We start from the raw sequence: 12,609 nt of genomic DNA, 5'->3' as shown, positions 1-12,609 counted from the left end.
AAATTATTCTTTAATATTAAAAGGACAAACTTTTATAGTTTGTCCTTTTTTTTATACTTTTTTTTAAAGTATTTGTATTAATTTTGTACCCCGAAATAATCAACAATAATGAAATATACTTCTAAAGATAAAGCAATTGTACTTTTAAGCGATGGTACTATTTTTCATGGAAAATCTGTAGGAATTAAAGGAACAACAACGGGCGAAATCTGTTTTAACACAGGTGTTACGGGTTACCAAGAAATTTTTACCGACCCTTCATACTACGGGCAAATTATGTTATCAACCGTAGCGCATATCGGAAATTACGGTGTTCATAATGACGAAGTTGATTCAGATGGAATTAAAATTGCAGGCTTGGTTTGTAAAAACTTTAGTAAAGATTTTTCTCGACCTGATGCTGATGGATCTCTGTATGATTACTTTGAAAAGAAAAATCTAGTTGCTGTTTCTGATGTTGATACCCGTGCATTGGTAAGTTATATTCGAGATAACGGTGCTATGAATGCGGTGATTTCAACAGACGGAAAATCAATCGACGAATTAAAAGAGATTTTAGCAGCTGTTCCAGACATGAACGGTTTAGAATTGGCTTCGGCAGTTTCTACAAAAGAACCTTATTTTTATGGCAATGAGAATGCAACATATAAAGTTGCAGCGTTAGATTTTGGTATTAAAACAAATATATTACGTTGTCTTGCGGCTCGTGATTGTTATGTAAAGGTGTATCCTTATAACGCTACTCTTGAAGATTTAAACAATTTTAATCCAGATGGATATTTCTTGTCTAACGGACCTGGAGATCCACAACCGTTAACGCAGGTTATTGAAACGGCAAAAGATATTATTGCAACAGATAAACCGGTTTTTGGTATTTGTTTGGGGCATCAAATCATTGCATTATCGCAGGGTGTAAACACGTATAAAATGTTTAATGGTCACCGCGGAATCAATCATCCTATTATGAATTCGGTTTCTGGAAAAGGCGAAATTACTTCTCAAAACCACGGTTTTGCTGTAGTACGTGAAGAAGTAGAGCAAAATGATAATTTAGAAATTACACATTACCATTTAAATGATAATACCGTTGCAGGTATCCGTTTAAAAGATAAGCAGGTGTTTTCGGTGCAATATCATCCGGAATCATCACCAGGACCAAACGATTCAAAATATTTGTTTGATGAGTTTGTTACTTATATGAAAGAACAAAAAGAAGCTTAATAGTTCATAGTATAAAGAAAAACCCTTTCAGCAGTCAAATGCTGAAAGGGTTTTGTTTTTAACGATTTTTTAGTATTTTTAAGTTCCTTAAAATAAAATCGTTATGCTAACTTTAAATATTAAAACAAGATTTATATATGGTTGGTTTTCTTTAAGAAGTATAAAGTTATATGTAGATGATGTTTTGTTTACTAAATTTTTGGCACAAGGAACTTCAATTATTGAAATACCTGACGATGCGCAAAAACTTACTTTTGTATTAGGAAAGGTTTATCATTATAAAACCAATATGTATGTTACAAAAGAAGACAGAAAACGGAAAGAAATTTTTATGGGCTTACATCTTAATCATAGAAATTTACTGTTTTTTCTCTACGATAGTTTACGAACCGATTATTTGCGAAGTGTGAAACTAACCATACAAGAATACGCTTCATTTGAGAACGATATTTATCAGCAAGAATTTATTACATTAAAAGATAATAAAACATCAATCATAAGCTTACTTGTTTCTTTAGTTATTTTATTGTTTTCAGTAGTGCAACAAGAAAATGAATTAGCACCTTTGGCTTTTATGATTGGGCTTTCGTCAACAATAGCTTCTTTGGTTTATTTTAAAGATCTACAAATAGAAAAGAGAACATATAAAACCAGAATACTTTCAACGATAGCACTATTTGTTTTAGCGGTTTTGTTTTTAGAAAATAGTTATGGTTTTCTACATTATATCATTCTAATGTTTACCATATTACTAACGTTATTTTTTATAGAAAACTTAAAAAGCAATCAAAATATAGATGTGAAAGAAGTGTAAAAAGCTTCTTTTTTTTTAAACATCAAATACTTACATTTGCACAACAAATTATACAACACAATTAAAATATTATGAGTACAATCGTAAAAATTCATGCACGCCAGATTTTAGATTCTCGCGGAAATCCAACGGTAGAAGTTGATGTAATTACAGAAAACGGCGTTTTAGGTCGTGCAGCAGTGCCATCGGGAGCGTCAACAGGTGAACACGAAGCAGTTGAGTTACGTGATGGCGGTAAGCAATGGATGGGTAAAGGCGTTTTAACAGCAGTAAAAAATGTTAATGAAGTAATTGCAGAAAACATTGTTGGTTTTAGTGTTTTTGAACAAAACGTAATCGATCAAACAATGATTGAATTAGACGGTACTCCAAATAAATCAAACCTTGGAGCAAATGCTATTTTAGGTGTTTCTTTGGCGGTTGCAAAAGCTGCAGCTAATGAATTAGGAATGCCATTGTATCGTTACGTTGGTGGTGTTTCTGCAAACACATTGCCTGTTCCAATGATGAATATCATTAACGGTGGATCGCATTCTGATGCGCCAATTGCATTTCAGGAATTTATGATTATGCCGGTTTCTGCCGCTAATTTTACCGAAGCAATGCAAATGGGAACAGAGATTTTTCATAATTTAAAGAAAGTTTTACACGACAGAAATTTATCTACAGCAGTTGGTGACGAAGGTGGTTTTGCTCCAAATTTAGCCGGCGGAACAGAAGATGCTTTGGATTCTATTAAATTAGCTGTTGAAAAAGCAGGTTATGTTTTTGGAAAAGATATTATGATTGCGTTAGATTGTGCTGCTTCTGAATTTTATGTAAACGGAAACTACGATTATACGAAATTTGAAGGCGAAACAGGAAAAATACGTACATCTGAAGAGCAAGCGAGTTATTTAGCTGAATTGTGCGAAAAATATCCAATTATATCAATCGAAGACGGAATGTATGAAGACGATTGGAGCGGTTGGAATTTATTAACACAAAAAGTGGGTAATAAAGTTCAATTAGTGGGCGATGATTTGTTTGTAACAAATGTTTCTCGTTTAGAGCGTGGAATCAGTGAGAACACAGCAAACTCGATCTTAATTAAAGTAAACCAAATTGGTACATTGAGTGAAACTATTGCTGCTGTAAACATGGCACATAATGCAGGTTACACATCTGTAATGAGCCACCGTTCGGGCGAAACAGAAGATAATACCATTGCAGATTTGGCTGTAGCATTAAACTGCGGACAAATTAAAACAGGCTCTGCTTCACGTTCTGATCGTATGAGTAAATACAATCAATTATTAAGAATTGAAGAAGAATTAGGCAGTGTGGCATACTATCCACAAAGCAAAGCCTTTAAGATAAAAAGATAATTTTCACCTACTATAAAAATGACGCGTTATGCGTCATTTTTGTTTTTTGTCCTCTTTTTTTTGGTATATCACAATAGATAGCGTCAAAAATTAAGAATATAAAAAGATCATCTTAAATAATCAATAAATTAGGGGCAAGGTATCCTATCTCATTATGTATAAATAATAAGTATTTTCTATTATTAATAAGAATTATTTATATATTTATCCTTTACCAAGTGAAACATTTTTATTAAATTCGCTAACAAACAAATAAAAGATAAACTAAAAAATATATGTCAAAAACTGCAACTATAGCGATAGATGACAAAACGTTTGAATTTCCAGTAATTGTGGGAACAGAAAACGAAGTAGCTATCGATATTGAAAAGTTAAGAGCTTTAACAGGTGCCATTACTTTAGACCCTGGTTATAAAAATTCTGGTTCATGTAAAAGTGCTATTACTTTTTTAGATGGCGAAGAAGGAATTTTAAGATATCGTGGCTATTCTATTGAAGATTTAGCTGAAAACTCAAACTTTTTAGAAGTAGCTTATTTAGTTATTTTTGGAGAATTACCTACCACTAAGCAAATTGAAACTTTTGAAGCCGACATACGCAAGTATACTTTGGTGAATGAAGAAATGAAAGGAATCATTGACGGTTTTCCTAAACATGCACACCCAATGGGTATCTTAGCATCGTTAACTTGTTCGCTTACTGCTTTTAATCCTAAAGTTGTAAATGCAGATAGTAAAAGCGATATGTACGAGGCTGTTTGTAAAATCATGGGTAAATTCTTGGTTGTAGCTACGTGGACATACAGAAAAATCAACGGTTATCCGTTAAATTATTACGATAATACATTACCTTATGTAGAAAACTTTTTACAGTTAATGTTTAAATTACCTACTGGTCCTTACAAAGTAAACCCTGTGGTTTTAAATGCAATTGATAAATTGTTCATTTTACATGCAGATCACGAACAAAACTGTTCTACATCTACTGTAAGAATGGTAGGATCTTCTCATGCAGGTTTATTTGCATCGATTTCTGCGGGCGTTTCTGCACTTTGGGGGCCACTTCATGGTGGTGCAAACCAAGCGGTATTAGAAATGTTAGAAGAAATTCAGAAAGACGGTGGTGACGCAAACAAATATCTAGCAAAAGCAAAAGATAAAAACGATCCGTTCCGTTTAATGGGCTTTGGTCACCGTGTTTATAAAAATTTCGATCCACGTGCACGTATCATCAAGAAAGCGGCAGACGAAGTTTTAGCAGAATTAGGTGTAAACGATCCTATCTTAAAAATCGCTAAAGATTTAGAAGAAATGGCATTGAAAGACGAGTATTTCGTAGCACGTAACTTATATCCAAACGTAGATTTCTATTCAGGTATTATTTACCGTGCATTAGGAATTCCAACCGAAATGTTCACCGTAATGTTTGCAATTGGTCGTTTACCAGGATGGGTTGCTCAATGGAAAGAAATGCGCGAAAACAAAGAACCAATCGGTCGCCCACGTCAAGTTTATGTAGGGGAAGCATTGCGTCCGTTCAAAGAAATGTCAAACAGATAATCAATATCTGTCATTCACAATACAAAGCCAAATCAAACCGATTTGGCTTTTCTGATTTTAATAGCAAAACAACAAAGAACTTCTTATATTTGCTAAAACCAACATTCAAGAAAATATGAAATTACATGTAACAGATGAAACTTCAAGGCTTAAGGCCGTAATACTTGGAACCGCTCAAAGTAATGGCCCAACACCAACAGTAGATGAAGCTTATGATCCAAAATCGTTAGAACATATCAAAGCAGGTACGTATCCGGTAGAAAAAGATATGATAAACGAAATGGAAGCTTTTAATCAGGTTTTTAATAAATATAATGTAAAAGTTTACAGACCAGAAATTATTGAAGATTACAATCAGATTTTTAGTCGCGATATTGGTTTTGTAATTGACGATGTTTTTATTAAAGCAAATATTTTGCCAGATCGTGAACGTGAATTAGAGGCAATTCAATATGTAATCAATGAAATGGATCAAACAAAGGTTGTTCGTCCGCCAGAAGAAGTTCATATCGAAGGTGGCGATGTAATGCTTTATAACGATCATATTTTTATAGGAACTTATAAAGGCAGCGATTATAAAGATTTCATTACCGCACGTACCAATATGGCAGGTGTACAGTTTATAAAAGATTTGTTTCCGCATAAAATTGTAAAGGAATTCGATTTGGTAAAATCTAAAATTGAACCTCGCGATAACGCCTTGCATTTAGACTGTTGCTTTCAGCCTGTAGGAGCAAATAAAGGAATTATCTATAAATCGGGCTTTCGCGAAGAAGCAGATTATATGTATCTGGTAAATCTTTTCGGCAGAGAAAATCTGTTCCATATCGAACGTGAAGAAATGTACCACATGAATTCGAATGTTTTTTCTATTGATAAAAATGTAGTGGTTTCAGAACGAAATTTCACTCGATTAAATAACTGGTTACGCGATCACGGATTCACCGTAGAAGAAATTCCGTATGCAGAGATTTCTAAACAAGAAGGACTTTTACGTTGTTCCACTTTACCGTTAATTAGAGAATAAGTTATACGTTATAAGTTTTAGGTTAATCATGAGCAGTTATAAAGATTTAGATATTCACAAAATAAGTTTGTCTTTGTTTTATGAAGTACATCCAATGTCTTTAAAATTACCTAAATATGAACTATACGAATTAGGTAGCCAATTAAGAAGATCGTCTGATAGTATTGTAACAAATATTGTAGAAGGGTACGGACGAAGTGCTTATAAAGCAGAGTTTGTGAGATTCCTAACCTTTTCATGGGCAAGTTCTTTAGAGACAATTAATCATCTTGAAAAGATTAAGCATTTATACGGTAACTTATTTAGAAATGATCTGATTCAGAATTATCAAATTTTGAGTGCTAAAATTTATTCTTTTATTAAATACGTTGAAAATAATTGGAAATAGAAACATTACAGAACATAAAACACACAACATACAACATAAAATATATGAGTCAGCAAGCAGCAAATACCGTATTAATGATTCGTCCGGTGCAATTCCGTATGAACGAACAAACGGCAGTAAATAATTATTATCAAAAGAAATTAGAAGGATTAACTCCGGCAAACGTAAACCAAAAAGCACAAGAAGAGTTTGATGGTTTTGTAGAGCGTTTGCGATCGGTAGGTGTAAACGTGGTTGTGGTAGATGATACCAAAGTAAGCGATACACCAGACAGTATCTTTCCTAACAATTGGGTTTCGTTCCATGAAAATGCCGAAGTAGTTTTGTACCCAATGTTTGCAGAAAACCGCAGATTAGAACGTCGTGAAGATATTTTGGATATTCTGGAAGACAAAGGTTTTAAAATAGCAGAAATAAACGATTATACATCGGCAGAAGAAGACGATGTTTTTTTAGAAGGAACCGGAAGCATGATTATCGATCGTGAAAATGCGAAAGTTTATGCAGCTTTATCGCCTCGTGCAGATGAAGAACTGATTATAGAGTTTTGTGAAGATAACGACATGCACCCAATTATTTTTGAAGCATACCAAACCGTTGATGGTAAACGTTTACCAATTTACCATACCAACGTTATGATGAGTATTGCCGAAACTTTTGCTGTTATTTGTGGCGATAGTATCGATGATAAACAAGAACGTAAATTGGTTGTAAATAGCTTGAAAGAAGACGGTAAAGAAATTATCTATATTACCGAAAACCAAGTAAATCATTTTGCAGGAAATATGTTGCAGGTTGAAGGAAAAGACGGACAATTATATATGGTAATGAGTACACAGGCTTATGAAATTTTAACCGATGTACAGATTAAAGCAATAGAAAAGCATTGTGCTATTTTACACACACCTCTTTACACCATTGAAGCTTGTGGCGGCGGAAGTGCCCGTTGCATGCTGGCTGAAGTTTTTTTACCACAGGAATAATTTTAAGTTTATAAAACAAAAACGCATTGAGAAATCATTGCGTTTTTGTTTTATGTTACTATACAACTCCAGCTATAGCTAAATCTGAATAGGTGTTTTTTGTTAGATTAATTTTTAAACTTACATTACAACTCCCTCCATCTTTCATTCTTATAGTACTAATTTTAAATCTAGAATTAATCATTTCATCGTTACAATAAAGATTAATAAAAACTTCAATTTCATCTTGATCATTTTTAATCGCACAACATTGAATAATATAATCTTCAAAAGCTCTCAGTTTATCATTATTTTCTAGTAACATTTTCTTTAGAATTCTATCTAATTGTATCATATCATTGTTTTGTAATTCATAATTAGAAAAATCCTTCTTATAATGATATTTCAACAAAAATTCATCTGATGTAAAAGTGCTGTAATTTTTAAATTGATGTAAATCATAATAATTCTTTACAATTAATTTAGTTTTGGAAATTGGAAGACGATATGGATTTTCAGCATTTAAAAAAATGATTAAGTTATTTTTTAATATTGCTTTCTTAGCTTGATTTATTGGAAATTGATGATATTTGAAATAAATTGTATCATTTTGAATATGAACTTTGCCTTTTGAAATTATAGAGCTATTATCATGATCTAATTCACTTTCTTTAGTGAAAATATAACTACTATCTTCTTTTATTTGAAAGATTATTGTCTCAAAAAAAGGGGAGTTATACTGAGATTCTAACAGATATTTAGTTGATTTTTCTGTTTTAGCAGTATTCAATTTTTCTTTTTTACAGCTAATTATAAAACAACATACTGTAATTAATAATATTTTAAATTTTGATAGTCTCATATTGTTTATTATTAATCTACAACAAATCACTCGGTATTTTATAATGCGGGTCTTCTGCAATATTCACTTTAATAATAGCCGATGCATTTTCTAACAGCTTTCTGCTGTCTTCACTTAAATGTGTAAGAATTACTTTTTTGTTGCGTTCGCTGTATTTTTTTGTCAGTAAATCAACCGCTTCAATACCACTCATATCGGCAATTCTACTTTCCTTAAAAGAAATCATTATAGTTTCGGGATCATTTGCTAGATCAAACTTTTCGTTAAAATTTGCGATCGATCCAAAAAATAACGGTCCGTATATTTCGTAATGCTTAATTCCATTTGCATCAATATATTTTCTGGCTCTGATGCGTTTCGCGCTTTCCCATGCAAATACTAATGCCGAAATAATAATTCCGACCAAAACGGCAACAGCTAAATTGTGAAAAATAATGGTAATTCCGGCAACAATCACAGTTACTAAAATATCGGTTTTAGGCATTTTGGTCATCTTCTTAAAAAATCCCCAACTAAAAGTTGTAATAGCAACCATCATCATAACGCCCACCAAAGCAGCCATAGGGATTTGCTCTATAACCGGCGCAGCGACCAATATAATGAACAATATAGCCAAACTACTCACAATTGCCGATATACGTTTTCGCGCACCCGCATTTAAGTTTACAAATGTTTGGGCAATCATGGCGCAGCCACCCATTCCTGTGAAAAAACCGTTAGCAATATTGGCAATTCCCTGCGCTACCGATTCTTTATTAGCATTTCCACGCGTTTCGGTGACTTCGTCAACCAGCGTTAAGGTCAGTAAGCTTTCAAGCAAACCTACACCCGCCATAATCGCTGCGTACGGAAAAATAATTTCTAAAGTTTCAAAATTTAAAGGTATCTGTGGAATATGGAAAGGAGGAAAGCCTCCGCTGATCGATGCAATATCTTGCACTGTTTTTGTTTCGATTCCAAACAAATGAACCACACCAAAAACAATGGCAATGGCAATTAATGTTGTAGGTAACACTTTTGATATCTTTGGAATAAAGTACACCAATATTAAAGTTAAAGCTACCAAGCCACCCATTATGTACAGCGATTCGCCTTGAAGCCATTGGGCAGTAATACCTGACCCATATTTAAACTGCTCTATTTGCGACATAAATATCACAACTGCCAAGCCGTTTAAAAATCCGTACATTACTGGCTGTGGAACCAAGCGTACAAACTTACCGAGTTTAAAAACTCCGACAACAACCTGAAATAGCCCTGCTAAAACAACTGCAGCAAAAAAATATTCTATTCCGTGAACGGCAATAAGCGAAATCATTACAATCACTGTAGCGCCAGCACCACCAGAAATCATTCCAGGTCTTCCGCCTAAAAAAGCAGTAATAATTCCCATGATAAACGCTCCGTACAATCCTGTTAAAGGTGGTAAACCTGCTACAATTGCAAATGATAACGATTCTGGTATCATGGTCATTGCAACCGTTAAACCAGCTAAAATTTCTATTCGGTACGTTTTTAAATCGAGTAGCATGCTCTTAATTATTTACAAGAAATTACTTAATTGCTGTAAATAAATACAATCTTAATTAAGTATATAACAAAAAGTTGTTGTTAATTTTTGCAAAGATATCTATTTACAAAAGAAGCATGATTATATCTTAAAAATAATAAGTAACGAATTTATTATATATTGAATACCAATTGCTAAAACTAAAAATCCAATAATTCTTGATATAGCTACAATTCCTGATGCTCCTAAAAGTTTAGAAATATAATTAGCGCTGCGTAAAACTAAAAAAACACTGATTGCAACACCCATAATTGCACCTACAATAATTAGTTTATTGGTTATTTCTGGGTAATCTTGATCCATGGCAATAAGTAATGACATAGATCCCGGACCAGCCATCATTGGTATAGCTAACGGTGTCAAGGCAATATCACTTCGCTGTTGTGCGTCGTCAGTTACTTTTTTGTTTACTCCGCGGCGTTTGCTAAAAGTTCCTGATAAAAGTCCAAAGCCCGATGAACAAATTACTACACCACCGGCAATTCTTAAAACATCTATGCTAATACCAAAAAAATTTAAAATAATTTTACCTATTAAAAAAGAAATTACAAGAATAATAAAAACATTAATTGAAGCCCATAAGGCTGTTTTATTCTTAGTTTCTTTAGAATCGCCTTGGGTTAAACCTAAAAATATGGGTACCGATCCTAACGGATTTATAACAGAAAATAGGGCAGCAAATGTAATTAAGAATAAATCCATAGGTAGAAATAAGTTTTTTTTAAAGCTAAAAAATAATTTCAAATAAGGTTAGAAATAAATTGACTATTTTTATAAAAAAAATATGAACTATTCTTTTCTGGATCTGGTTTACGTTAAAGAAAATCATACGATTCAAGATGCGTTTAACGAATTAAAAGTTACAGCACAAAAAGCCGATGAATTGCAATTTACACGTTATTGGTTAGCAGAACATCATAATATGGAAGGTGTTGCAAGTAATGCTACATCAGTTTTAATGGGTTATGTGGCGGCAAATACTCACAAAATACGTGTGGGTTCTGGTGGTGTAATGTTACCAAATCACTCACCGTTAGCAATTGCCGAACAGTTTGGAACACTTGCCCAAATTTATCCAAATCGTGTTGATTTAGGTTTAGGTCGCGCACCGGGTACCGACGGGTTAACCGCGCAACACATGAATGAAAACTTTATGCAGAACGTTCATGAATTTCCTAAAAATGTTTCGGCAATTCAACAATATATTTCAACAGAAAATACAGAATCTAAGGTTCGTGCTTTTGTAGCAGAAGGTACAAACGTTCCTGTTTATATGTTGGGATCAAGTACCGATAGTGCTGTGTTGGCTGCTGCTTACGGTTTGCCTTACGCATTTGCATCTCACTTTGCTCCGCAACAATTAGGTGCTGCTTTTAAGTTTTATACCGATGAATTTCAGCCTAACGGAGAAATTTCAGCTCCGTATAAAATAGCTTGTGTTAATGTTATTATTGGTGAAACTACTGAGGATGCCAAATTAAGTGCCTCTTCTTTTTATAAAATGTTTTTAGGATTGATTCGCAACCAACGTTCTAAAATGAAACAACCCGATATGGCTTTTTATGATGATTGGTCTGTGGTAGAAGAAGCTCAGATAAGCCAAATGACCGCCGGAAGTTTTATTGGCGACGAAGAAAATGTGGCTCGAAATTTGAAACACTTTATCGAACGTTATCAAATAAACGAAATTATGATGTCGTGTCCAATATATTCCGTAGAAAAACGTTTGTATACTATGGAGAAGTTTGCTTCAATCATTTCTAAAATTTAAGATGAAAAAAATACTTATATCAATTAGTTGCGCTTTTGCAACATTAACGATTAATGCCAGTTCGCCAATTTCTTATGCGATAGAAGTTAGTGCTAAAAACCCATTGATTATTGTAAATGGTTACAAAATTCGTTTTGCCGATTATGCTAAAATAAAACCAGAGCATATTGAAAGTATTATTGAATTAGAACCAGAAGATGCTATTGAGGTTTTTGGTAAAAACGGTGAAAATGGTGCCATAATTATTAAATTGATTAGTAGTTTTAAAGGATTTTCTTTAGATGGAGCCAAAATTGATGATCGTATTATTGAAAAGGTTGCATTTTATGCTGAACAAGCCAAGTTTAAAGAACAAGCGCGTTTGGAAGCCGAAGCCAAAGCTAAGCAAGAAGCCGAAGAAAAAGCTCGATTAGCGGCTGAATTAAAAGCAAAAAATGATGCCCTAGAAACATCCCGACTTGAAGCTGAAGAAAACGCAAAGTTAAGTGCTACGGAAAAATTAAAAAAAGAAGCAGCAGATAAGGCACGCAAAGAGTTTGAAGAAAACCAGCGATTAGAAAACGAAAATAAAAATCGTGCAGAAACAGAAGCCAAAGCCAAGCAAGAAGCCGATGATAAATCGCGTTTAGCTGCAGAAGCTAAAGCAAAACAAGAAGCCGATGAAAAACCACGATTAGCTGCAGAAGCCAAAGCCAAGCAAGAAGCTGATGAAAAATTACGATTAGCTGCAGAAGCCAAAGCAAAACAAGAAGCCGATGAAAAAGCACGTTTAGCAGCAGAAGCTAAAGCCAAGCAAGAAGCCGATGAAAAATCACGATTAGCTGCAGAAGCCAAAGCAAAGCAAGAAGCCGATGAAAAAGCACGTTTAGCTGCAGAAGCCAAAGCCAAACAAGAAGCCGATGAAAAAGCACGTTTAGCTGCAGAAGCCAAAGCCAAGCAAGAAGCCGATGAAAAAGCACGTTTAGCAGCAGAAGCTAAAGCAAAACAAGAAGCCGATGAAAAAGTACGTTTACCTGCAGAAGCCAAAGCCAAACAAGAAGCCGATGAAAAAGCACGTTTAGCTGCAGA

The 12,609-nt window shown here is 33.8% G+C and carries 11 protein-coding genes and 1 pseudogene; 9 read left to right on the top strand and 3 right to left on the bottom strand.

Annotated features, from left to right (window positions below):
• Nucleotides 1-108 precede the first annotated feature (108 nt).
• The 7 genes from carA (at nucleotide 109) to ctlX (ending at nucleotide 7,359) form a co-directional block, all read left to right on the top strand.
• Nucleotides 109-1,221, top strand: a complete 1,113-nt coding sequence (gene carA / locus EG242_RS03745; RefSeq protein ID WP_124898578.1) for a glutamine-hydrolyzing carbamoyl-phosphate synthase small subunit — start codon at nucleotides 109-111, stop codon at nucleotides 1,219-1,221.
• Nucleotides 1,222-1,324: 103 nt separating this feature from the next.
• Nucleotides 1,325-2,035 carry a hypothetical protein gene (locus EG242_RS03740; protein ID WP_124898577.1) on the top strand — a complete coding sequence of 237 codons (711 nt, stop codon included), beginning with the start codon at nucleotides 1,325-1,327 and terminating at the stop codon, nucleotides 2,033-2,035.
• A gap of 71 nt (nucleotides 2,036-2,106) precedes the next feature.
• The gene (gene eno, locus EG242_RS03735) at nucleotides 2,107-3,402 is read left to right on the top strand and encodes a phosphopyruvate hydratase (protein ID WP_124898576.1); all 1,296 of its coding nucleotides are present in this window, start codon (nucleotides 2,107-2,109) and stop codon (nucleotides 3,400-3,402) included.
• Nucleotides 3,403-3,677: 275 nt separating this feature from the next.
• Nucleotides 3,678-4,961, top strand: coding sequence for a citrate synthase (locus EG242_RS03730; RefSeq protein WP_124898575.1), 1,284 nt, complete (start codon nucleotides 3,678-3,680; stop codon nucleotides 4,959-4,961).
• A 115-nt stretch (nucleotides 4,962-5,076) separates the two neighbouring features.
• Complete coding sequence (locus tag EG242_RS03725) at nucleotides 5,077-5,988, top strand: dimethylarginine dimethylaminohydrolase family protein (RefSeq protein WP_124898574.1); 912 nt, start codon at nucleotides 5,077-5,079, stop codon at nucleotides 5,986-5,988.
• 28 nt (nucleotides 5,989-6,016) lie between these two features.
• A complete protein-coding gene (locus EG242_RS03720) occupies nucleotides 6,017-6,376 on the top strand; it encodes a four helix bundle protein (protein ID WP_124898573.1) in 360 nt (119 codons plus the stop codon).
• Between the two features lie 44 nt (nucleotides 6,377-6,420).
• Nucleotides 6,421-7,359, top strand: coding sequence for a citrulline utilization hydrolase CtlX (gene ctlX, locus EG242_RS03715; protein ID WP_235831861.1), 939 nt, complete (start codon nucleotides 6,421-6,423; stop codon nucleotides 7,357-7,359).
• 58 nt (nucleotides 7,360-7,417) lie between these two features.
• Here the strand turns inward: ctlX and EG242_RS03710 are convergent, their stop codons facing one another.
• From EG242_RS03710 to EG242_RS03700, 3 genes are all read right to left on the bottom strand, one after another.
• Nucleotides 7,418-8,200 (bottom strand): hypothetical protein, encoded by a 783-nt coding sequence (locus tag EG242_RS03710; protein WP_124898572.1) that lies wholly within the window; start codon nucleotides 8,198-8,200, stop codon nucleotides 7,418-7,420.
• 16 nt (nucleotides 8,201-8,216) lie between these two features.
• Complete coding sequence (locus EG242_RS03705; protein ID WP_124898571.1) at nucleotides 8,217-9,731, bottom strand: SulP family inorganic anion transporter; 1,515 nt, start codon at nucleotides 9,729-9,731, stop codon at nucleotides 8,217-8,219.
• Nucleotides 9,732-9,851: 120 nt separating this feature from the next.
• Complete coding sequence (locus EG242_RS03700) at nucleotides 9,852-10,472, bottom strand: MarC family NAAT transporter (protein ID WP_124898570.1); 621 nt, start codon at nucleotides 10,470-10,472, stop codon at nucleotides 9,852-9,854.
• 82 nt (nucleotides 10,473-10,554) lie between these two features.
• Between EG242_RS03700 and EG242_RS03695 the strand changes: the two genes are divergently transcribed.
• Together EG242_RS03695 and EG242_RS03690 are read left to right on the top strand one after the other, a co-directional pair.
• Nucleotides 10,555-11,541 (top strand): LLM class flavin-dependent oxidoreductase, encoded by a 987-nt coding sequence (locus EG242_RS03695; RefSeq protein WP_124898569.1) that lies wholly within the window; start codon nucleotides 10,555-10,557, stop codon nucleotides 11,539-11,541.
• A 1-nt stretch (nucleotide 11,542) separates the two neighbouring features.
• A pseudogene (locus EG242_RS03690) lies at nucleotides 11,543-12,609 on the top strand (hypothetical protein); the annotation flags it as partial.

This window comes from Paenimyroides viscosum (genome assembly GCF_003858535.1).
Classification (GTDB): Bacteria; Bacteroidota; Bacteroidia; order Flavobacteriales; family Flavobacteriaceae; genus Flavobacterium; species Flavobacterium viscosum.
This window is presented reverse-complemented; position numbering and strand designations above follow the sequence as displayed.